Source organism: Microcoleus sp. Pol1C5, from assembly GCF_036701115.1.
GTDB lineage: Bacteria > Cyanobacteriota > Cyanobacteriia > Cyanobacteriales > Microcoleaceae > Microcoleus.
In genome coordinates this window covers 51,407-73,912 of the sequence record NZ_JAUBQE010000016.1, presented here as the reverse complement: position 1 = coordinate 73,912, position 22,506 = coordinate 51,407, and the positions used below count along the sequence as shown (strand labels likewise).

12 protein-coding genes and 1 tRNA gene are annotated in these 22,506 nt (G+C 44.7%); 2 read left to right on the top strand and 11 right to left on the bottom strand.

Features of this window, described 5'->3' with window-relative positions:
• Positions 1-383 precede the first annotated feature (383 nt).
• Entirely contained in the window at positions 384-1,559 is a 1,176-nt protein-coding gene (locus tag QUA23_RS11390; RefSeq protein ID WP_333076083.1) for a serine hydrolase, read from the top strand.
• Positions 1,560-2,010: 451 nt separating this feature from the next.
• Here the strand turns inward: QUA23_RS11390 and QUA23_RS11385 are convergent.
• Positions 2,011-2,082, bottom strand: a tRNA-Gln gene (locus QUA23_RS11385).
• A gap of 101 nt (positions 2,083-2,183) precedes the next feature.
• Positions 2,184-4,991 carry a GAF domain-containing protein gene (locus tag QUA23_RS11380; protein ID WP_333076081.1) on the bottom strand — a complete coding sequence of 936 codons (2,808 nt, stop codon included), beginning with the start codon at positions 4,989-4,991 and terminating at the stop codon, positions 2,184-2,186.
• A 740-nt stretch (positions 4,992-5,731) separates the two neighbouring features.
• Between QUA23_RS11380 and QUA23_RS11375 the strand changes: the two genes are divergently transcribed.
• Positions 5,732-6,118, top strand: coding sequence for a response regulator (locus tag QUA23_RS11375; RefSeq protein WP_015175702.1), 387 nt, complete (start codon positions 5,732-5,734; stop codon positions 6,116-6,118).
• A 147-nt stretch (positions 6,119-6,265) separates the two neighbouring features.
• Here QUA23_RS11375 and cheB read toward each other — a convergent pair whose 3' ends face one another.
• From cheB to QUA23_RS11330, 9 genes are all read right to left on the bottom strand, one after another.
• Positions 6,266-7,351: a chemotaxis-specific protein-glutamate methyltransferase CheB gene (gene cheB, locus QUA23_RS11370; RefSeq protein WP_333076079.1), complete on the bottom strand. Its 1,086-nt coding sequence runs from the start codon at positions 7,349-7,351 to the stop codon at positions 6,266-6,268.
• Positions 7,352-7,623: 272 nt separating this feature from the next.
• Entirely contained in the window at positions 7,624-10,113 is a 2,490-nt protein-coding gene (locus tag QUA23_RS11365) for a hybrid sensor histidine kinase/response regulator (protein ID WP_333076112.1), read from the bottom strand.
• A 105-nt stretch (positions 10,114-10,218) separates the two neighbouring features.
• Positions 10,219-12,078 (bottom strand): methyl-accepting chemotaxis protein, encoded by a 1,860-nt coding sequence (locus QUA23_RS11360; RefSeq protein WP_333076111.1) that lies wholly within the window; start codon positions 12,076-12,078, stop codon positions 10,219-10,221.
• A gap of 486 nt (positions 12,079-12,564) precedes the next feature.
• The gene (locus tag QUA23_RS11355) at positions 12,565-14,025 is read right to left on the bottom strand and encodes a methyl-accepting chemotaxis protein (RefSeq protein WP_333076077.1); all 1,461 of its coding nucleotides are present in this window, start codon (positions 14,023-14,025) and stop codon (positions 12,565-12,567) included.
• A gap of 423 nt (positions 14,026-14,448) precedes the next feature.
• On the bottom strand, positions 14,449-15,579 hold the full coding sequence (locus tag QUA23_RS11350; protein ID WP_333076075.1) for a chemotaxis protein CheW: 1,131 nt from the start codon (positions 15,577-15,579) through the stop codon (positions 14,449-14,451).
• Positions 15,580-15,582: 3 nt separating this feature from the next.
• Complete coding sequence (locus QUA23_RS11345) at positions 15,583-17,259, bottom strand: CheR family methyltransferase (RefSeq protein WP_333076072.1); 1,677 nt, start codon at positions 17,257-17,259, stop codon at positions 15,583-15,585.
• 389 nt (positions 17,260-17,648) lie between these two features.
• Positions 17,649-19,415, bottom strand: a complete 1,767-nt coding sequence (locus tag QUA23_RS11340) for a R3H domain-containing nucleic acid-binding protein (protein WP_333076070.1) — start codon at positions 19,413-19,415, stop codon at positions 17,649-17,651.
• Positions 19,416-19,544: 129 nt separating this feature from the next.
• A complete protein-coding gene (gene ldpA, locus QUA23_RS11335; protein WP_333076069.1) occupies positions 19,545-20,696 on the bottom strand; it encodes a circadian clock protein LdpA in 1,152 nt (383 codons plus the stop codon).
• Between the two features lie 426 nt (positions 20,697-21,122).
• The gene (locus QUA23_RS11330) at positions 21,123-22,445 is read right to left on the bottom strand and encodes a four-carbon acid sugar kinase family protein (protein WP_333076068.1); all 1,323 of its coding nucleotides are present in this window, start codon (positions 22,443-22,445) and stop codon (positions 21,123-21,125) included.
• Positions 22,446-22,506 lie beyond the last annotated feature (61 nt).

Below are 22,506 nucleotides of genomic sequence, written 5' to 3'. Positions count from 1 at the left end.
TTTAGATGCCGCCCTATTATAAACTGATCGTGCGAGTTTGATAGCACAAAACTGTAATGCAAGTAGAACGCCGACGCCGCCCCATCGGGCCCCAACGCCCAATCGAGTCCCGACGCCAAAGCACCGAGCGTCCAGTCCAGTCGCGACGCCAAAGCACCGAGCGCCCAGTCCCATCTCGTCGCCCAATCCAGACCCGACGCCCCATAGACCTCTTGCAAAAGTCGCTCTCAATTCTTGAAATTATCTGGGTTAATCTGCGTTCATCTGCCTTGTATCTGCGGTTGACCGATCGAGCAAAGATTGATGCAACAGGTCTAATCCAATCCCGACCCCATAGCAGCCAGAGCCCAGTCGGACGCCGACGCCAAAGCAGCGAAGGCCCAGTGCCATCTCGTCGCCGAGTGAGGACGAAATTTTCTCGGCTAAAATACCGTAACATTTTGTGTTTAATCGCCGGGGCGATCGCCATCGGTTGGATTGTCACAATACCGTTCAGAATTCGCCGTCCCCCAGAACCGCCAGTCATCTTGGCTCAACAGCCCATCTCGCCTCAAGAAACACTCTCGCCTCCGACAATTGAACCATCGGAAAATTTAGCCGATCGTCAAAGCGAGCCTACGTTTAGCTACAACATCAAAACACCTCCCAATCCCGTTTACTCTCAAGAATTGCAAGGGATTGTTGATGAATCTGTAAAAATTGCAACCAGCAAAGGATTGCCTGCAGAACGGCTATCAATTACCTTATTTGATGTCAGCAATTCCAAAACTCACACCTTCGCCGGATATCAAAATCAAACTCTCCGATTTCCCGCTAGTGTTGCCAAGTTATTTTGGATGGCAGCGTTTTACTCAGCCATTGAAAAAGGCCTCATTACGCAAAGAGAATCTGCCTTTAAAAACGACCTGGAGCAAATGATTCGCATCTCCAACAACGATTCTGCCAGCAGGCTTTTAGACAAAATCACAGATACAAAATCCGGCGGACGGCTCGCAGGAGAAGAGTTGCAAACATGGCTGAAAAAGCGCACTCAAATTAACACATTTTTCCAGTCTGCAGGCTACAATGATATTCGTATAAGCACCAAAAATTATCCCATATACTATTTGAGGCAAGAAGGTCCAATCGGTCGCGACTTACAATTGCGGGGCGATGCTTCCCAGCCGATTCGCAATCAAGTAACAACCGACCAAGCCGCCAGATTAATATATGAAATTTATACTAGGCAAGCGGTTTCTAGTGTCGCCAGCCGCAAAATGGCTTACTTGTTGACGAGAGACTTAGACCCCAAGGCCTGGAAAAATGACCCCAGCAACTCGATACAAGGATTTCTCGGCGAATCTTTACCAACTAATATTTATTTTGGTTCCAAAGTAGGCTATACTTCCAAATCCCGCAGCGAAGCGGCATTTGTCAGAACTTTAGACGATCGCGCGATTTATATCTTAGTTGTTTTTGCAGACGATCCGGCTTATTCCAAGGACGAAACAGCCTTTCCTGCAATTTCCCGATACGTTTTCGATCGGCTAAATGCTCGTGGCCCCAGCACTGTGCAGTGATATGGACTAGGGCGGGTTGACTGTTGACTGTTGACTGTTAGTCGAAAAACTGAAGGATGGTTGATATCAAATCCAGTAGCATCGGAATTATTCATCTCTCTGTTCTCTTCCTATGTATTCTCTGCGTCAAGAGCGGTTTAATCATTCCAATGCAACCGGATTTGATATGAGTGTTGAATGTTGACTCGATTTTACAATTCCGGCGCACTCAGAAGTGATATTACGCACAAACAACGGTTTCTGCCAAAAATGGGCAATGACGACCAAAAAAACCAATTTCTTGACCACAAATCTAGGCTTTTAGGTAAAATCCGCAGCAAGAAAGCCGGTTTCTTATATTTTGTGAACAAGTCCTAATTAGGTTTGTAGTTATGAAGTCGGTCTTCTCTCGTCGCCCTTGGGCAGAGTAGAAACAATCAGTTCAACAATTGATTCACCGGACACAATTTAACTGGGGCGAAAGGATTCGAACCTCTGAATGGCGGGACCAAAACCCGCTGCCTTACCACTTGGCGACGCCCCAACGTCTTAACCTTCACTATCTTAACATTCAAACACAGCAATCTGTCAAGCATTTTGACAATAAAATTTAAAAAATCTTTTTGAAACCGATCGCCTGCAGGTTTATTCTTTGATCGCACGGGGGCGAGCTACCGGGATTTCAATCCTGAAATCCGCTCCCTCTCCTGGTTTCGAGATACAGTTCAAGCTTCCTCCGTGTTTTTCCACCACAATCTGGTAGCTGATAGACAAGCCGAGTCCCGTACCCTTGCCCACAGGTTTAGTGGTAAAGAAAGGGTCAAACAAGTGGCATTTAGCTTTTTCGGCCAATCCGGGCCCGCTGTCTTGAATCCGAATCACCACAACTTGACCGCTTGACTTTCCTGAATCATCAGCCTCCGAGTTTGGGGCCACCACCGCCGTCGAGATTTTAATCGTCTTGGGTGGAGGCTGATTTTCCAAAGAGTCGATCGCATTCGCCAAAATATTCATAAATACTTGGTTTAGCTGCCCGGGATAGCACTCTACCTTCGGCAACTTGCCGTAGTCTTTAATTACCTCAATTCCCGGTACGAGTCCATTTGACTTCAAGCGGCTCTGCAAAATCAGCAGCGTGCTGTCAATCCCTTCGTGAATGTCCACCCGCTTCATCTCGGCTTCGTCGTGCCGCGCAAAGTTCCGCAGAGACAGGACAATTTGGCGGATGCGTTCAGTTCCCATCTCTATTGAAGACAGAATTTTCAGCAAATCCGGCACTATGAAATCAACATCGATTTCTTCGCTTTTGTCGAGAATTTCAGGGCAAGGCTCGGGGTAGTGCTTTTGATACAAGTGCAGCAAATCCAGCAGATTTTTCATGTACTGCTTGCAATAAGTCAAGTTGCCGTAAATAAAATTAACTGGATTGTTAATTTCATGGGCGACGCCGGCGACCATTTGACCCAGAGAGGACATTTTTTCGTTTTGGATGAGCTGAGCTTCTTTCTGCTGCAACTGCTGCAAAGTTTCCGTCAGTTGGCGGGCTTGAGTTTGAGCAGCTAAGGCTGCCGCGCGGGTTTGGGCGTAGAGTTCGGCTTGGTCGATCGCGATCGCCAGTTGATCCACCACCGCTTGCAGCAATTCCACTTCGCTTGTCGTCCAGGAACGGTGGCTGCTGTAATGGTTGCAAACTACAGCACCCATTTGACCGGAGCGAGTCTTGAGCGGCAGCAGCAGGTTAGAAACAATCCCCATACGGGTCAAAAAATCTCGCGTCGGCTGTTCGATACAGAGTGCTGTTGCCGCGTCCCCGATCCGGAGGGTTTGGCGGTGGCAAATTTTCTCGGCCAGCAGGGTTACTTGTTCGATCGGGTATTCTGTGAGCCGCTCCTTCAGTTCGGGATTTGCCGCCTCGTGGGTGATTGCAAAGCTTGGCTGCCCGTCTCGCGAGATGGAATACCACAAAAAGTAGCACTGGTCAACCTGCAACAAGCTGCGAATTTCGTTGACAGCCGTATCTAAAATTTTGTCGAGGTCGAGGGAATTTCGCATCTGGCTGGCGAGGCCGAACAGCAAGCCTTCCCGGCGGCTCAACAATTCTTCTCGGGCCGTGATGCGATCGATCGCCACGGCGATGGCATTAGCCATGCAGCTCAGAACTTCTAGCGCTCCCTCGCTTACCAAAGCGCTACTGCACAGAGCCATCACTCCCACCAGTCGCTCCTCCACTATCAGCGGATAGGCAATGGCGCAGAGAGACGGGTTCGACATTAGGCATACAGGAGCCCTTTGGAGTTTTCCCGGTTCTGCTCGCACCCAATCTTCTATTTCCCGTTGCCACCCTTCGGTGCTGAGTCCTGAATCGGCCTGCAATTCTAACTGCTCTGTCTGCGGGTTGAACGTCCAGATACTCGCCTCTTTGGCGTCGAGGTAATCTACCATTGCCTCGGTGCAGCGGTTGAGGATGGGCGATATTTTCCCACCTTGTCCGAGGGCGGCACCGACTTTAGCTTGCAGAGCTCCCAAGCGCAATCGCTCTTCTAGCGACGCGGCCGTTAGTTGGCGATCGGAGATGTCCCTGGAGCCGACAACGATTTCTCGGATTTGTTTGGTATCGTCTGCACGCCCAATGCTCGCTGAAGTTTCCCACAAATATTCAGGTTTGCCTGTTTCATCGAGCGTCGGGAGCTTTTTTGTTGGGTATATTCTCATGCTGCTCTGTGGCGTATGTACCGCACACAAGCTGTCACGGTTCGAGCCAGGAACTAACTCGGAGATTTGCTGGCTGTTCGAGGTGATATCTTCTACCTCTGTCAACGATTTCTGGGCTTTGAGTAATTGCCAGCGCAGCTCCACCAAACTCGCAACTTGCCGGCTCAAAGCTTGTAGAGCTTCTATCGTTTCTTTTGTCAAGTCTCGCGGCACCGAGTCCATGACGGATAGCACTCCCAGCACCTGGCCATGAGAGCTGACAACTGGGATGCCGGCGTAAAATTTCACGAAGGGGTAGAAAACGATCAGGGGGTGTTCGCCAAATCTCACATCTGTGGAAGCGTCTCGGAAAATGGCGGCGGGCAGTTCTTTAAAGGAATTGATAGGGAGTTCAACCGCCAATTCGGGAGCAACTGGCGGTTGTTGCAGGGAAATTGCCCGGTCAAATTCCGAGTTTGAGTTTGATCTCTGGGCAAACTCTTCGGGAGTTTGGTTCAGGGCGCGATCGCAAAAATTCAGGTAACGGTGGGCCAAAGTTCGATCGATACCTAACTGCGACTTCAACCAGTGGCGATTACCGTCAATCAAGCTCAAGAAAGCAATAGGAGTTCGGCTGATTTGAGCTGCCAAACCTACCAAATTGTCCAAGCAAGCGTCTGGAGCAGAGCCGAGAAGTTGATACAAGTCAATGTTATGGAGCTTGAACACTTTTTTACCAAGAGGCAAGGGTGCTTTCATCATATGTAACTGCCCGTCTAGTTGCTGGCAACCGCCCTTCTCAATACTTCCCTTGAAAAACAAGCTATGAATTCTGCGCTGGGAGACTCTGGGCGCAAATTCGGCGCAGGTTGCTTGCGCCGAATTCAGACTAACCTCTTGACTGATCGGGAAACTTTTGAGTTATCGGAGTTAGAGCACCCCAAATCTTAGACTATATAAATTATACTTCCAGTTGACTATGCTTTTGAATACCTCCGGCTCTCTAAATTTAAGAGCCTGTGTTGGGAGGAAGCCGCTTTCCAAAATATATGACTATTGCTTATCTAGAATTTTTTTATCAGTTTAATTGTATTTTAACAGACTTGTCTAATCGTGGGTAGCTGGCTTGCTGGTAGATTTAAATCAGGGGTTTGTGCCACAATACCACTGTCCTTTACCGAACTCTGCCTTAGCCGGGAGTTCAACTACTGTTAGGAGATGAATTACAAAAGATTGGTAAGATGTTAAACTTTGTAACAATAGTTGTTCAAACTCGACCTTTAGGGTTTCTGGGCCCGGATGCACATTTGGCAACTTTTGTAATTGCCGATCGACCACTCTCCCAATTCCTTTTTTCGAGTTTGAAGTAAAAAAACAGGGGTAATGTTTCAACTAACGCTCCAACGGGGTTGACAATTATTGTGTAGAGGCCACCCTCAAAAAATAACTGCAGGAAGTATGTTTTGTATTTTCAAGAACTATAAATAAACAGGGAGAAGAATATGTCTGCAAGTAGCAGTCAAGTACCAACTATTTTGGCAGTTGATGATAGCGTCGTGATGCAAGGACTTGTTAAACAGGCCTTAAGCAAAGAGTTTCGAGTTCTCGTAACCGACAATGCAGTGGATGCTTTGTCAACTATTTATCACGAACAAATTTCTGTTTTGTTGCTGGATGTTTCGATGCCTGGTATTGACGGATTGGAACTCTGCCGCACGGTGCGGAGCTTGCCTCAGTTTCAGAATTTGCCGATCGTAATGCTGACAGCGCGAGATGGAGCCTTTGATAAGGTACAGGGGCGTTTGGCGGGAGCAACAGAGTATTTAACTAAGCCGTTTGATGCTGATAAGTTGCGCGAGGTAATTGGTAAGTTTATCAAAATCAAATAAGCGGACTTAGAAAAAAATTAGTTTTGAGTAATTAATGAAGTAATTTGAGTAGTTAATGAACTAAAAAGTGGCGATGGTACTCTCTGAACCTCGACTTCTTTAACAAGTCTGGCGGCGGGGTATTCTGCACAATTTGCAAGGTAAGTCCTAAATTTTTAATTTAGCCAGGAGTAGGGGGGCGATCGCACTGACAGGTAGAATATATTGGGCAGCACCGAGGGCGATCGCCTCCTTGGGCATTCCGAAGACAATGCAGGTAGCTTCGTCTTGGGCGATTGTCAACCCTCCTTGTCTGGCGATAGCCAACATTCCGTCAGCACCATCTCTACCCATTCCTGTCAGCAAAACCCCCGCTGCTCCCCGACTATAAAAATTAGCTACTGACTTAAATGTCACGGTTACAGAAGGGCAGTGTCCCGCGGCATGACCAGCTTCTGAATAAAAAAATCGCCCTTGAGAGTCCAATTCTAAATGACGTTTTTCTGGCGGGAAATAAACAGTTCCTGCTTGTGGCAATTCCCCAAAAGAAGCTATTTTAACAGGCAGTTTTGATTCATTACTCAGCCAATCAACTAATCCTTGTAAAAAACCTTCACTGATGTGCTGGACACAAATTATAGGTACGGGAAAACTAGCCGGAAGCTTAGAAATAATTGCGTACAATGCTTGCGGTCCCCCTGTAGAAGCCCCTATAGCCAATACTTTAATAGTTGGGGATTTAACATTTTCGTTGGAAAATTTGTAATTAGGGACAGGTGCTTGGTTGATTTTTACAGTTTGATTATTATCTTGTGTTGGCATTTTTTTTTGATGCCGTGTAAATACTTTAACTCCTGAGAGTATTTTAACCTTAGCTATTAATTGATTGGCTAGAAGAACGTAATCTGATACCAGCCCGCCCATCGGTTTAGGAAAAACATCCAATGCACCAGCTTTTAACACTTGAAATACATTCTGAGTATCATTCGCTTGTACTGAGGCACTAATTACTAAAATGGGTAGCGGATATTTCTTCATTACTTCTTCCGTAAATTCTAACCCGTTCATTGGTGCCATGTTCAAGTCGGTACAGATTACTTGGGGCTGAAGTTTGGGGATTAATTCTAGTCCTTCTAATCCGTTGCGAGCGGTTCCTACAACTTGGATGTCGGGCGAGGACTCAAAAATTCGTTTGAGGACGATCGTAACTACTGGAGAATCTTCAACTAACAATAGTTTAATGGGCGATAACATCTGTTTGCTGAAAAATGGGGAATGGGAAATGGGGAATGGGGAATTAGGCACTTGTAATGCCCTACGACTTACTTCCCTTGGGCTTCGTGAGCGGGCAAGCCGGGCAGAGCGAGTGGCTAAGCTCAGTACAACTAGCTCAGTAACCGCGTAGTCAAAGTATTGGGTATTCAGCATCGATGCACTGCTAATTGTGCACTGGGTACTGGGTATTGAGCCTTGTTAATTGGTAGTAAATAACAAATGCCTAATAACCAAGGACTAATGACTCATGACTAAACTAACCTTTTTAGTGTATCTACCAACACATCTTGATTGAAAGTACCTTTAGAAATATAAGCATTTGCCCCCGCATCAGCTCCTCTTTTTCTATCTTCATCCGATGCCAAAGATGTCACTAAAATTATCGGCAACTCACTGTATTCTTTTTGCTCCCTAATTTTTATAGTCAGAGCCAAACCGTCTAAATTTGGCATTTGTATGTCAGAAATCACAGCATCAAAATTGCGAGTTTTTAATTTATGGAAAGCATCCAATCCGTCTACCGCAGTCACAACTTCGTAACCCGCACCTTCCAGGATGCGCTTTTCTTGAGTGCGCGTGGCGATCGAGTCTTCTGCTAACAGTATAACTTGTTTTCTGCTGGCAGTCTCAAGTTGCGATCGCGCACCAGCAACCATACGGGAGGAAACTTGCTGGCGTACAGATTTTATCAAATCGTGGGGATTGAGTACCATACAAACTTCCCCAGTCCCCAGAATTGTGGCACCCGAAACATTTCGCACTCGTTTCAGCAATTGACTTTGAGGTTTCATCACCACATCTTGTTCGTCTATCAAAGCATCTACAAATAATCCCAATCTTTCCTCCCCAACTTTCAAAACAATACAAGGCATTTTTGAAGAAGTTGAATTGAGGAAGTAGTTTTGATTTTTTCTCAGAGCTTCGCTCCCGCTTTCCTGCCTCAAATACCGATTTTTTTGCCATCCTTGTCTATTGTTTAATTCTAGTAAATCTGTTAGATGAGCAACTGAAAGAGGCTGACCGTTTGAAAGTATAGTTTCCTTACCTTCTATAGCAAATATCTCAGACTGAGACACCTGTTGAGCCGTGTCTACAAACTCGACTGGTAGAGCATAAGGAATGTCTTCAACTATGACAATTAATACATTTGCTGTAGCTAAAGACGTGCTAATTTGCAGTCTAAAAGTGCATCCTTTACCCGGTAAAGACTCTACTTGGATACTACCTTTTAGGGCTTCAACATTAGTCCGAACTACATCTAAACCTACCCCGCGCCCCGATACTTCGGTAACAAATTTCTTGGTCGAAAAACCCGGAGTAAAAATCAAAGACTGTATTTGATGGTCTGTCATTTCTGCCAGTTTTTCAATCGTACAAATATTACGCTTTACAGCCGTTTGTTCAATGCTCTCTAGATTTAGTCCACGCCCATCATCAGCAACTTCAATAATAATATTGCTAGCCATATTATAGCCTTTAATTCGGAGAGTAGCCACGGGAGGTTTACCTAGTTTTTTCCGCTCTTCAACAGTCTCAATACCGTGATCTATCGAATTTCTAATCATGTGCATTAAAGGATCTTTCATTTCCTCTAAAATGCGTTTATCGGCTGTAGTTTCGCCTCCTTCAATCACTAATGCAACTTCTTTACCTTCCCGTTTCGCTAAGTCTCGAACAGTTCGAGGAAATAAATTAAAAATAGTAGACAAAGGCAGCAGTCTCAAAGTGCGAATTCCTGATTCTAATGCCTCAGCGATTAATTCTAGTCTGGCAGTATCTTCATAAACTCGATTTTTCAAGTGGTTAACTAAAGTTCCGAGACTTTCTAAACGTTCTTCTGTACGTTGATAGTAATCCTGCAATTGGCTAAATTTACCGTTGGCTTTAATACCGTTTTCATCTATTTGCATCCGATCAACAGTCAACCTCGTTACAAAATATTCTCGGCTCCACTCTTCCCACAAAGTTGTAATTTTTTCTATCTCTGCAACTCGGTGTCCTAGCCGAGTTTTTGTGACAGTAAGTTCCCCTGCTTGAGTCATTAAATCGTCTAAATTTTGAGTAGCAACGCGAATGGTTTCAATGCGGTAAGATGAGGCTAAGGAGGCAGTAGCTGCCGACTGCGAAGCCGATGCAGTGGCTGGTTCAGAAGGTGCAGGCAAGTTTTGAGCTTCCACAAGAAATTCTGGCTTGGATTGTAAGGGTAAAAAAGAGGAATTTTTCTCTAAGTTAAGAACTTGAGAAGTTTCAACATTTGTTTCTAGTTCTTGGGTAGCAGGCTCAGTAAATTGCGGTTCTACCAACGGTTGTTCTGGTACTTGTGAAGATGAGGCATCTACTATTGAGGCTGCTGGCTGTGGCTCAGTAGAAGCACCCATCATGCTAGCGAGGATGTAAAAAGTATTAACGCCGGAATCTTCCCCGGTAACGGCTTCGTTAACGAGTTTCCGCATGGCTTCTAAACCTTGCGAAAGTCGATCGCTAATATCCGAATTCAGTTGAGTTTCCCCCCGCTTGATGTCTCCCAAAATATGCTCCATTTGATGAGCTAAAGATACTACATCTTTTACGCCTAGCATCCCAGCATCACCTTTAAGAGAATGGGTTTCGCGCAACAATTGTTCTAACTTACCTAAGTCGCTCGGATGTTGCTCTAAGTACAGCAATCCGTCGTCTAGTTTCTGTAAGTGTTCTTGACTCGCGACTTTAAATACATCTCGAAGTTCTTGATCTTCAATCATCATATATGTTTTTGAGTAATAGGTAATTGAACAAGGTTCATGGGTAATTCGTAATGATAACTATGTTGAATAATCAGTCTATTGCTAATGACTAATCACTAATCACTACACTACTTCTTTAAGATTAAATGCAGCTTCAGTGAGTTGTTGAGTACCGATTTTAACTTGAGTAATACCGCTGACTGTTTGAGACGCGGATTCCTTCATAGAACTCATGGCATCACCTACTTGCTGAATCGCTATCGCCTGCTGTTTAACGTTAAAGGAAATTTGCTGGTTGCTAGCAAACACCATATTGCAAGCTTCCCTCACACCCGTAAAAGCTTCTGCCGTATCTTGTGCTGTTTTCACCCCTTCTGCAACCGTTTTGCGACTATCTTCAGTTGCTTTCACCGTTGAGTCGATCGCACCCTTAATTTGTGGAATAATACCATTAATCTTTTGTGCTGCTTGTTGGCTTTCATCTGCTAACTTACGAATTTCGCTTGCTACCACCGCAAAACCTTTACCGTACTCGCCGGCTCTGACTGCTTCAACAGCGGCGTTGAGAGCCAGCATATTAGTTTGGCTGGCTAAATCGCTAACCAAACTTGCGAGAGTCGATATATTGCCAATCTGACTCGTGCTGTCGTCGAGTCGATGATTTTGCTTAGAAATTGCCACCACAGCTTCTCTAAGATTCAGCATTTGATTGAGAGTTTGATCTACCTTTTTAGTCCCTTCTTCGGCTAGATTTAAAGCTTGGCGAGCGGCAACGGCAACAGACTCAGCTTGCTCGGCTGTTTCCTGAGAAGATCTGCCCAAATTTTCTAGAGTTATAGTTGTTTGATTAACCGAGACAAATTGTCTATTTGCTATTTGCTCTTGCCTGTTCATATTAGATTCTATCTGCATTGAAAATGACGATATCTCGTAAATTAAACCCCGAATTAGAGCAACTATTTTTTGCAAAAAAAACCATCCAAATCCCAGCACCACAGCCAGAGAAACAATAGCAATAATTGCTGCTATTCTTTGAAGATAATCAATAGAAGAAAATAGTATTTTTTTGGGTGAACTATCCACAATTACTAAAAATTTATTTGTATTTTGTTTGCTGGGAAAAACTGTATTATAACTAATCACTAGATCCCTATTATCAATATTTCCCTCACCACCTGAGAGTATTTTAGCAACAATGCCTGCTGAATAATCGTTTTTGACATTTTCCTTGGTTTTAAGTTCTAATCCCCATGCTTTTTTAGGATTGGGATGAGCCAGATAATATCCATCTTGATTTAAGATAAAAGATTGATCTGAGAATTCATGATTAAAATTTTTAACCCTATCGATCAGAGTGCTACCCAGAGCATTGCTAATCAAAATACCTTGTCTTTCTCCTTTGGGATTAAAAATTGGAGTTGCGTAGCGAATTGTTGGCTTGTAAGGAATTTCTATTTTCCCCCTTTCCTGATTCAGCTCTAAAGAAGACACATAGACTTCTCCTGATTTTAGCTTCATAGTTGCCATAAAGTAATCTCTGTCTGCTTTATTTTGTAGTTGAGACTCTGGAATAACTTGGATATTTGTGCCGTCAGAATCTACGCGCACGATCTCCTTGCCACTGTTATCTATGTAACGCAATTGCATATAATATGGCTTGGCTTCCATCATAGCTAAAAATGTGACTTGCATTCGATAAAGCCAATCTTTATAATTAGAATTAGTTTGTTTGTCTGCTCCATTTCCTTCTTTAGCTCTAATCATTCCCTGAATAGGGGGAGTTTTGGGGAGAAACAAAATATCTGCTCTCATATTTTCAAATTTGTTAATCATTTGATTTGCGGTAGAATTAACACTGTCACTAAGGGTTATTAATGCTAAATTCTGCAGGGCTTCTGTTGAAGAATAAATTCCATACCAACCAACAATAGATACTGGAATCAAGGTACTTAAAATTAGGAGTAGCAACAGTCGGTGCTGCATTTTTTGGAAAAATTTGTTAATCATGGGTTACTATAAATTGGTTACTGGTAATTTGTACGCTCGCATAGTCTAAGTATAGACAATAGGGAACATATAAGTGCGCGTAGCAGAAGTATAGCGAATGGGTAATGGGTAGTAAATAAAAAATAACAACTTCCAAATAATAACTCACAAATCACAACTAACTACAGTGCAGATTAGATATCAACTCAGGTGACATTGGAATTAATATTACCCACAGTCAGGACGTGGCAGTGCCGTATCCCTACAATTGATCGGGGTAGGGACACGGCACTGCCGAGTCCTCGGTATCATTCTGATGCAACCGAAAACGATATGAGATTAGGTTATGATTTGCTAAGAAACAATTTATTACTCCCGTTAATATCCCTGGAATTGTACCGCGACAAATCGCCAAAGCAATTGCTTTAATTCTTAAGGATATATTTTGCATTTTTTGGAAACTACTCATGATTCATCTATCTCTTACAAAACTGCCTTCAAATCTAAGGCCGCTTCATTCAATTTTTGAGTGCCGACTTTAGTTTGACTGATACCGCAAGCGGTTTGGGCTGCGGCTTGATTTAGAGAGTTCATAGCTTGCACTACCTGTTCGATCGCGATCGATTGCTGTTTGGCATTCAGCGAAATTTGCTGAGAGTTCAAAACCACATTGTTAATGGCATTGGCAACTCCTGCAAATGCCGCTGCGGTTTCTGAGGCAATGTTCACGCCGGATTCCACTGTTTTAGTTCCTTCGTCTGTCACCATTACCGTTGAGTTAATCGCCTTTTGAATATCAGCAACTAATAGATTAATTTGAGCTCCTGACTTTTTACTGCGATCGGCAAGTTTGCGAATTTCTGACGCCACCACGCCAAACCCCTTGCCGTGTTCTCCCGCCCGCACTGCTTCAACAGCAGCATTGAGTGCTAACATATTAGTTTGATTGGCCAAATCGCTAACTACAGTTGAAATATTACCAATGTGATCAGTTTGTTCGCTCAACTCTATAATTTGTCCTTGAATATCTTGAACTTTAGTTTTTAGAGCTGCCATTGCTTCTAAAGTTTGTTCTACAGCTTTTGTGCCACCTCCAGCTAAATTCAAAGCTTGCATTGCTTGAACCACGGCGGTTTCTATCTGCTGTGATGTCGCCCTGGAAGATGCTCCCAATTCGTCCATTGTAGTAGTAGTTTGATTTACTGAAGCTGCTTGCTGACTTGCCATGCGTTCCTGTTCTTCCACGGTGGCTGCAATCTCAGTGGAAGAAGTGGCGATCGAGCTAATTGCCCGATCGATAGTTTGGGCAATTCCTGACGAAATGAGCCAAGCTATAATCGTACCTAACACCAATAAAAACACGGAACCAAATACCAATGCCGATATCAAGAAAACTAAAGATTGCTTCGTTTTTTCGGTGGCTTGCTTAATCGCTTTTACTTCTACTTCGCGAAATTGCTTATTTAGTGCCACAAATTCCTCCACAAATTTTGTCGGTTTTCCTGTGTTAAATATAGCCAATGCTTCGGCTCTATTATTTTGTTGTAATAAAACAACCATTTTATTAGAACCATCATAATATTCGTTGCAGAGTTGTAGCATCCTCTCTAAACGAATTCTCTGTGCAGGATTTTCGATCCTCAACTCCGCACTCTTACCCGACTGGCGAGCTAATTCTGCACCTGTTTGAAAATCATTTAAAAACTGCGGATTTTTATTAATTAAATAGCCGCGCAACCCTCGTACCATTTGTTCAGCACCTGCGGACATATCATTTGTGTGTCTGATCACATTTTCTATTCTTTCTACTTCTGCAAAATTATTCAAAACCTGATTAGTAGTTGTATAAACTAGGATGGGAAAACCCAAGTATATAGTTGCTGGTGCTACATAAGCCAGCAGCATTCTATTTCTAATATTTAATTTTATTAACTTAGAAAACATATTTTTCTCCTTAATTTAAGCACGTACATACACGAATTACATTGCTTAGTCAAATCTCGCTTGAAAAGCGGATTTGGTATAACTCAATACGCTTGGGTTAAAACTATTTATTCCTCAGAGATCCCCGTCGCATCCCCCGCATCGTTGCGAGGACTTTGAGTAAGTTCTTGTCCCCGCCTTAGTAGGGGCGGTGCCCCCGTGCCCGCCATTGGCTAGGGGGGATCGAGCTTAACTCAACCGTATTGTGGTATAATTAACTTCTTTAGTCCTGGACGCATTTCAAGATAATTCTCTCATGCTAAGTCCCGCTGGTCACCAGCCCTGATCTCGCGTTGAATCTGGATTGCGAAGAAAATGAAGTATCAAGCCAGATGCTTTAGTTGACTCATGAGACATATGCTTTGGGTAAGCCCTGTTCTTGATTCAAACCTCTTCATCAACAACTACTCCTCCTTTTGTCAGCAGTTTTTGCAAGTTTAGAATAGCCATCATTTTTTCCCCGTAAATAGCTGTCCCCCGTAGATATTCGCGGTTAGCAGAATGCAGTGCTGCCGGAACAGCCGCAATTTCCGACACATTTAAGTATATAATATCTAATATTTCTTCAACAACTATACCAGCGACTAAATCCGCCACTTCAACAATGATCGCCTTAGAGAGATAATTTGCAGGATCCAACATATTTAAAGACATATTTAAAACACTGCGAATATCAATTAGCGTCACAATTTCTCCCCGTAAATTTATATTTCCCACTATGCGATCGGGAGTGCAAGGAACCGGAGTTACTTGGCTAATATCCGTAAATTCGCGCACTAGATCCAAAGGAATACCAAAGTATTCGCTCTTCAAAACAAACACCGCCAGGGACATATTAATTGCAGCATCATTTTCCCCCCCGCCTCGCCGTCTCAAATGATTAGCGCGCGATTGAAAAATTGCTTTTTCTTCTGGGGTAGCGTGCGGGCAAAAAACGTGACGATTGCTCAAATTTTTAGGATTTTTGCCTAACAATTTTGCATTTATTTGCCACTGTAAATTTTCTATCTCTGCCTCACCTGCTGCTGACTGACTACCTGGATTGCTTGGAAAAACAGGCCAACTTCCCTCTGACTTTTCGGGAGAATATCGAATTAAGTGATCGAGATTCAGCAGCATGATAATATCGGCTTCACAGCGGGCAAGTCCAGCTACAAAATAATGAGAGGCTTCTGAATTCTCTCGCCCGTAAGATAGCTGCGGAGTGATGGCTTCTTCTGAGAGTTCTTTAACTTCGCGAACTTGATTGACAATTATACCAACTTTCGATTCTTGCCACTCGATGACGATCGTACTATCTGTCACAGCATAATCCTGCCAAGCGTATCCAAAACGGAGATTGAGATCCATCACGGGCAGAATTTCGCCCCGAAGGTCGATCGCCCCAACAATATCTTGAGGTGCTTCTGCAATTGCTGTCAACTCCGGCAAAAAGAAAATTTCCCGAACGTAGCAGGCTTCTATACCGCAGAGAAAACCGTTCTGTTCAAAGATAAGATACGGTTTAGTTTCCATATTTTAGTGTACAGTTTCTTTACTGTATAATTTTAACAATTTTTTTTTAACATTCATCAGCACTTGACTAGCTGTCATTTTCCCCTGGGAATCTATGGGAGTGTGGGGCGGTAGTGCTTTCAGGATTTCACAAGATGAATTGTACATTTTAAGAGCTCTTTTTACTTGACCTTCTTTATTGTATATATTCCCTAGTTCTATATAAGCTGAAACAAAAGACGGACACATATAAATAGTCCTCTTTAATAATTTTTTTGCTATTTCCAATTGTCCCTGTTCTTCAGCAATTTGAGCTTGTAAATAATCAGTATATACTGATCCAGGCTCTACTTTTCTAGCTCGATTACAGTATTCTATTGCCTGAGAATAATTGCCGGCATTTGCCTGAACTTGAGCAATTAAAAAATAAGCATCAAAATTATGCCCCTGCAAGTCTATTGCCTCTTGTGCCTTGTTGATTGCCTCAGCATAATTTTTATTTTTAAATAATTTTTTAGCCTCTAAAATTAGCATTTGAGGCGTTTTAGTTTGAGTATTTTCTGATATTATTTTTTCTGTAACTGACACGGCAGTGTTCGGCAAACCGTCCTCCAGATAGGGAGAGGGCAGCATCTTGCCCAGCGGATTACTTATTTTTAATACTGGCGGCATCTCTATCTCTGAAAAATTGCTGTTAGTAGTAAAACGAGGTGGCATCGTTTCCCCTGTTAGCAACTCACCACTATCATCGCCCATAGTATTTGCTTTCGGCAATTCCCGAAATGCCGAGTTGGCTTCCCCTACCGTCGCAACCCTAGACTCTATTTGAGAGCCTTCCTCCATTACTGCATCCCGACGCTGATAAACCACCGACTCCGGGAAAATCTTGGGTTCAAACTCGTTCATAATTTGACCGTAAACTTCAGCGTGACCGGTCATTAAATATCCTCCGGGTCTCAGGGTATTGGCAAATTTTTTCAGTACCAGTGAAATATACTTGTGTTCAAAATAAACAAAAACGTTTCTACACAAAATTAAGTCTATGTTATAAAGATTTTGGTAAATATTAGGAAACTCATCTGTGATTAAATTTACACAGCTAAAGGTTACACTTTCGCGCAATTCTTGATTGATTTGCCAATCATTTTGCCTCTGATGAAAATACTGCTTTTGTATCTGCGGTTCAACCAAGCGAAATGACCAAGGGCTGTAAACTCCCTGGGGCGCTTTTTTGATTACTTTTTCATTGATATCTGTACCTAAAATTAATATTTTCCATTGTTCCCAATCTGGAATCAATTCTTTTAAAACAATAGCTAAAGAATAAGGTTCTTCACCGGTAGAGCAGCCCGCACTCCAGATTCGCAGTGTCGACTGCATTCCCAATGTCTTGTGCAAGTTTCTTTTCTGCTCTATCACTTCAGGAAAAATTACTTTTTTTAACAGAGAAAATTGTCCTTTATCTCGCATGAAATAACTTTCAATTGTTGTTAATAGCAATACTAATTCTGCCCACTCATTTTTACTTTCAAAAGTTTTGGCTGTTAAAAGTTTATAATATTTTTCGGGCTCTGCAATTTTTTTTGCTCTCATTCGAGTCATAATTTTATGAGACAAACCAGCTCGATCTTGTGACCTAATTCGCACACCAATCTCAGTAGTAATTAAGTTGATAAATAGCTGGACTATGGAATCATTCATGTCAACTTAGGGAGATTAATTTAATAATTTGGGAAGTGGCAAATTTTACTGAGCTGGTGCTGAGTTTGTGCTGAGCATAGCTGCTAGCCTGCGGCTCATCCGTTCGCAAAGCCGAAGGGAGCTGAAGGGAAGTGCGTAGCTGAACTATTGAGAATTGGGGAACTTGTAAGCTCGTGTAGTCGAAGTATTGGTAAGTAGAAATTGGGGAATTGGAAATTAGAAATTGGGAATTTAGCCGATCGCATTAACAAGAACAGTGTTACACAACATCATATCAGAAAGTGGCCAGCTACTTAAAGGAAAAAGGCAAAAGGTAAAAGACACAAGCCAGGAAAAAATTATCCCTTCTGCCTTCTACCTTCTGCCTTCAAAGGCACTACTCTCCAACTTTAAGCTGGATATATCCGCAAGCGGCGATTGGGTTCTTCCCCAAAACTGTGGGATTTCAGGTGATAGTGTTCCACAAGTTCGTGCTGCATTTTGCGGACGTTGGGAGAACGGGGCAGGAGTTCCACCGGCTGTCCCTTCGGAATGACAATTTGCTCGACTGCTAAGCGCGTTTCTTCGAGAGCTTCGAGCTCGTCAGAAGAACCGCTGCGGGCGAATAAGGCGAGGTCTGCCACTTCCGGGGTACCTGGGTCATCCATGTCCAACAGGCGCCGCAAAGCTCTCGCTACGTGGGGAATTGTGCCGGCTTTAATTGTGTGCAGGGGAACTTGGCGAGTTTTGGCCAAGTGCCTCAATTTCGACTGGTTCCGAACGTTCGATCGCAAAGCCAAAACCACGTCAGCGCTCTCAATATCCTTTGTCAGCAGCACCGGCAGGTTCAGGGTAGAAATCACCTGTTCGAGCTGGTGGCGAGCTATGCCGTAAGGATAAACGTGGAGGGGTAAATCTTCGCCGTTAGGGCCGAGATTCTGGGAAAAACGTCCGGGCTTAGGTACCGGCTCGACGGACAGGGATTCTTCGAGTAGTTGCTCGAAATACCGAGTCTCAGAAACTGGCGCGCTTTTAGCAGCGAAGTTCTCGCTGGGAGCGGGCATCGGCACCATTTTGCCAGCACTCCGCCACCCTGAGATCGGTGTGACTGGCCGGATTGCTGATACAGCAGCCGGGCCGCTGGAAGCTGCCATCCCCGGAAACCGGGCGGGGGGAGTTGCCGACTCCTGCTCGATAATTACTTCTCCAGTCTCGCTGACGCTTCTGATTTGCTGGCTCGGTTCGCGTCCCCGCAGCAGAGTGTCGATCGCCTCTGCAACTCGCTCGTGGATTACCCAGCGCTCGCGTTCCAGCATTTCGATGGCAATTTCAAAAGTTGGCGGTGCTTTGCGCTCCAAAACCGTCTTTTGAGAACCGCGCCGTCTTGCTTCGTCATCTCCCAGCGTCACCGCTTGGATGCCCCCAATTAAATCTGCCAGAGTCGGGTTTTTCATCAAGTTTTCGATCCGGTTCCCGTGGGCGGTACCGACCAACTGCACGCCCCTTTCGGCGATCGTCCGAGCCGCCAAAGCTTCGAGTTCCGTGCCGATTTCGTCAATCACGATCACTTGCGGCATATGGTTTTCCACTGCTTCGATCATGACTTGGTGCTGGAGTTCGGGACGGGAAACTTGCATTCTGCGAGCTCTGCCGATCGCTGGGTGGGGAATATCTCCATCTCCGGCAATTTCGTTGGAGGTGTCGATGATTACCACCCGTTTTTCCAAGTCATCGGCGAGCACGCGGGCAATTTCCCGCAGGGCCGTGGTTTTGCCAACACCGGGGCGGCCGAGCATCAAAATTGACTGACCGGTTTCCACTAAATCGCGGATAATGCCGATCGTCCCGAACACAGCGCGGCCGACCCTCAAAGTCAAGCCTATAATCTCGCCGCTGCGGTTGCGAAGGGCGCTAATTCGGTGCAGGGTTTGCTCGATACCGGCTCGATTGTCGCCGCCGAAGTGGCCGACTCGCTCGATGCAATAGTTGAGGTCTGCCTTGGAAACTGGTGTTTGGGAAAGAGGTTCGGCCAAGGATGGAAAACGAGCTTCTGGTCGGCGGCCCAAATCCATGACAATCTCAATGAGATTGTTGCGCTGCGGGTGCTGCTCTAAGGGCTGCCGGATCTCATCTGGCACGATGTCTAATAATCTGTTGAGGTCGTCTGTAATCTGCATTCGCCTCGATGTGTTCGGTGACGTTTTCAACTTTTTAGTCAGTTGTCAGTTAACAGTTATCAATTGCCAGTTGCCAGTTGTTTTTTACTTGTAACTAATGACTTCTGACTAATAACTAATGACTAATGACTAAAATTCTTTGAGCTGGGAAACTAGAGAACAAGCTAAACTCACGGCCTCCGAGAGAAGTTCTGGGACGGCTTCAAGCTGAGGTAGCCGAGATGTTTGAACTTCGGCTGCTGGCCGCGCCACTGCCACCGGAACGGCATAGGCTCGATCGATCTGCATTGTTTCTAATTGTTCTAAAATTGGCGATAGCAAAACCCTGGCATAGCTGCCGTAAGCTACACCTGCAATGTATGGGACAGAGGGAACTGATAAATTTTTCCCCCCATCCTTCATCAGTCCCTCGGCTCTCAGCTTGCTGACAGTGTGAGCATTAGTGCCGCCTGCAAGTTGCACGTATCCCGGCAACTGGGCAGCCAAAACTTTTTGACCGAGTTTGACCGCGGCTCTAGTAGTTCCTGTTCCGATATCTCCGCTCATTGGCCTACCGTCAGTTTGCCAAATTAGGGGACAAGGAAGGGGGGAAATTATTTGATACAGTGTCCGCAAATAATCAATCAAACCGTCTCCATCGGGGCAACTAATTGCTATTACCTTGAGTTGAGCGACCCAGGGAGCTATACTCGACCAAAGTCGCGCAAAATCTGCCTCTCTGCCTACTTGCGTGTGGATTTCTAGGGCGTCGGCACCGGATTGCAAGATTAAAGGTGCGATCGCGGCGGGAGCAGACACGTAAGAACGAGTGTAAATCAGTTGGCTCGGACAAATCGGCAGACAGCGACCGCAGCCATAGCATTGCTGGTCTATCACCCCGGAAAAACCACTGCCAGCACTCTGAAAAACTATTGCTTCGGCTGGACATATTTTTTCGCACGGCCGCCAGCAGTCCGCCGGACAATCGGCTGGGTTGAATTCGGCTTTGCGAAAATGCGGGTCTTCCCCATCGTTTAAACTCACCATCAGCAACGGCAACCCTTTGCCGCCAAACCTGCGGTTTTGAGTTCTTGCCTGTAATTCGCTGGCCACTTGTAGGGCTTCTTTCGCTGCGGCGACGGCGGCGGGATCTGCCGCGACATCGATACAGTCAGCGCCTGCTAAGGTGTAAGCCAAGGTGAGATTCCGTACAGCAGGCAGGTGTTGAAAGCTCGCCCCACAGATCAGCTTGAACCAATGGCCATCTTTTAATGAGTTTAGGGGATGATAATGTTCTGTCACCCTTATATGCTAATCCTTTGAGCTGAAAATTACTATGGGGAAATTTCTACTTAATTTTAAAATTCCGGCTGATACGAGCTGGAAACGCTACTGATAGGAGTAGCTCTGGTGCTGTTGGCCCTATATGTAGAGTTCGGAGGTAACTATTTTTGAGAAATCTAATTTTTTTGAGAGTGCCTAAAGATGACGCGCTTTTCAACTTTGCCGATCGGCTTTTGTTACGGACAGACTCTCTATCCTATCATACTTGGGTCGATTAGGCAAGAAAAAAGTAAACTAAAGATTTTTTTTGAAGTGACCGTGGAGTGGCAGTAGCTATAAAGTTCGATCGAGCATTGAAACCCATCGACCAACCGCAGATGAACATTCTTCTCCCTGACTCGAAGCTAAATTCATCTGGGTTAATCTGCGATTGGTCGAGCTATACTACTTGCTCAGCCGCTTGTAAACCGTAGCCAAAGCATGGCTATCCCCCACATTTCCCGGAAACAAAACCACTGGTAAATTGGGAAACAGAGGATGATCTGCATCGGTTTTTACGACAGAACAACCGGCAATAATTTGACCGATTTGCCTGACACTTTTCAGCGACAAACCTGTACTCAAAACATCATTAGAAGTAATTCCGCCCTTGCTAATCAAAAATCCGATATCTGCAGGCAGTCCCCGCACGATATCCATCAATAAAGCAGAAACCGCTTCTCCAAATTTTAACCTAATTTCTGCATTGTCAAATTCGAGTTCCTTGCGGCTGGTATAAATTACAGGCGTTTTGCCATCGGCATGAGCAGTGCGGCATTTTTCGAGAATTTCATCGAGCATTTGAGTGCGATACTCGGGTGAATCTTCTAGCAAGTGAGATACATCTATTTCAATGCTAACTATATTGGGTTCTTTTAACAAGCGCTCCAATTGTTCCGTAGTTTTCTTAACGTGGGAACCAACTATTACTGCACCCGGTTTGCCATCCCTCACGTATTTTGCCATTTCGTCGGCTGCTACTGGCTGTGGGCCGAGGTCAGCTAAGGATGTTAAAATACTCGCTGCACTGCGGAATAAAAACTTTTTGCCTTGACTGACTGCATTGAGAATGTGTTTGGCAAATGTGTCTAAATCGCCTTGGCTTTGGCCGTCCACAACCGCACATTGGTTGTCTGTCATGTCCATCAGTCGATCTAAACTTCCGTAGCGAATGTCTCCGAGTAAAATGCGATCGACTGCATCAGCGGGGATGCGACCTTTGGTTTTTTCTTCTACATAGTCTGGGAGGTAACTGTGACTGTAGCCGAAGACTGAATCTTTGGCAAATTCGGTTTGATGTACTGGTGTCGGGACGCTGTTAACTACTAGGTAGTGCACGCTGTGGCGGGTAATTCTGCCTCCCTCAAAAAACGCGGGAATCAGAAAATGGGCGTCGAAGGGGCCTAGTTCTTCGGCGATCGCGTCAGTTTCGATGGGATAGTGGCCGCGCAGGGTAGAATCGGAACGGCTAACTATTAGGAAGTCTTCGATTTTTTCGGCGGCGATCGCCCTTTTTAGATTTTGGCACACTTCGCGGGTGACGGAGGCTGCTTTTTCGGGAGTTAGCGATCGAGTATTTGTCAGTATGAAGAAAATCGGGCACTTGTCCCGCAGCCCCAAACGCAGGGTGTCTTCGTCCCAACGTGTCAGCAGCAAGCAACTGTGCACGGTTTGAGAACCAGTCGGATCGTCGTCGAGAACTATAATCTTGGGTTTAACAGAAGACATACTGACCTGGTTGTTAACGTCACCTTTCCAAGATATCCTTACCTGTTACGTAACAGGAAAA

Coding starts and splice junctions, on each gene's coding strand:
- QUA23_RS11355 (WP_333076077.1), bottom strand. CDS start 14,025: ATGTTTTCTAAGTTAATAAAATTAAATATTAGAAATAGAATGCTGCTG.
- QUA23_RS11330 (WP_333076068.1), bottom strand. CDS start 22,445: ATGTCTTCTGTTAAACCCAAGATTATAGTTCTCGACGACGATCCGACT.
- QUA23_RS11380 (WP_333076081.1), bottom strand. CDS start 4,991: ATGATGAAAGCACCCTTGCCTCTTGGTAAAAAAGTGTTCAAGCTCCAT.
- QUA23_RS11375 (WP_015175702.1), top strand. CDS start 5,732: ATGTCTGCAAGTAGCAGTCAAGTACCAACTATTTTGGCAGTTGATGAT.
- QUA23_RS11350 (WP_333076075.1), bottom strand. CDS start 15,579: ATGGAAACTAAACCGTATCTTATCTTTGAACAGAACGGTTTTCTCTGC.
- cheB (WP_333076079.1), bottom strand. CDS start 7,351: ATGTTATCGCCCATTAAACTATTGTTAGTTGAAGATTCTCCAGTAGTT.
- QUA23_RS11365 (WP_333076112.1), bottom strand. CDS start 10,113: ATGATTGAAGATCAAGAACTTCGAGATGTATTTAAAGTCGCGAGTCAA.
- QUA23_RS11340 (WP_333076070.1), bottom strand. CDS start 19,415: ATGCAGATTACAGACGACCTCAACAGATTATTAGACATCGTGCCAGAT.
- QUA23_RS11360 (WP_333076111.1), bottom strand. CDS start 12,078: ATGCAGCACCGACTGTTGCTACTCCTAATTTTAAGTACCTTGATTCCA.
- QUA23_RS11345 (WP_333076072.1), bottom strand. CDS start 17,259: ATGAATGATTCCATAGTCCAGCTATTTATCAACTTAATTACTACTGAG.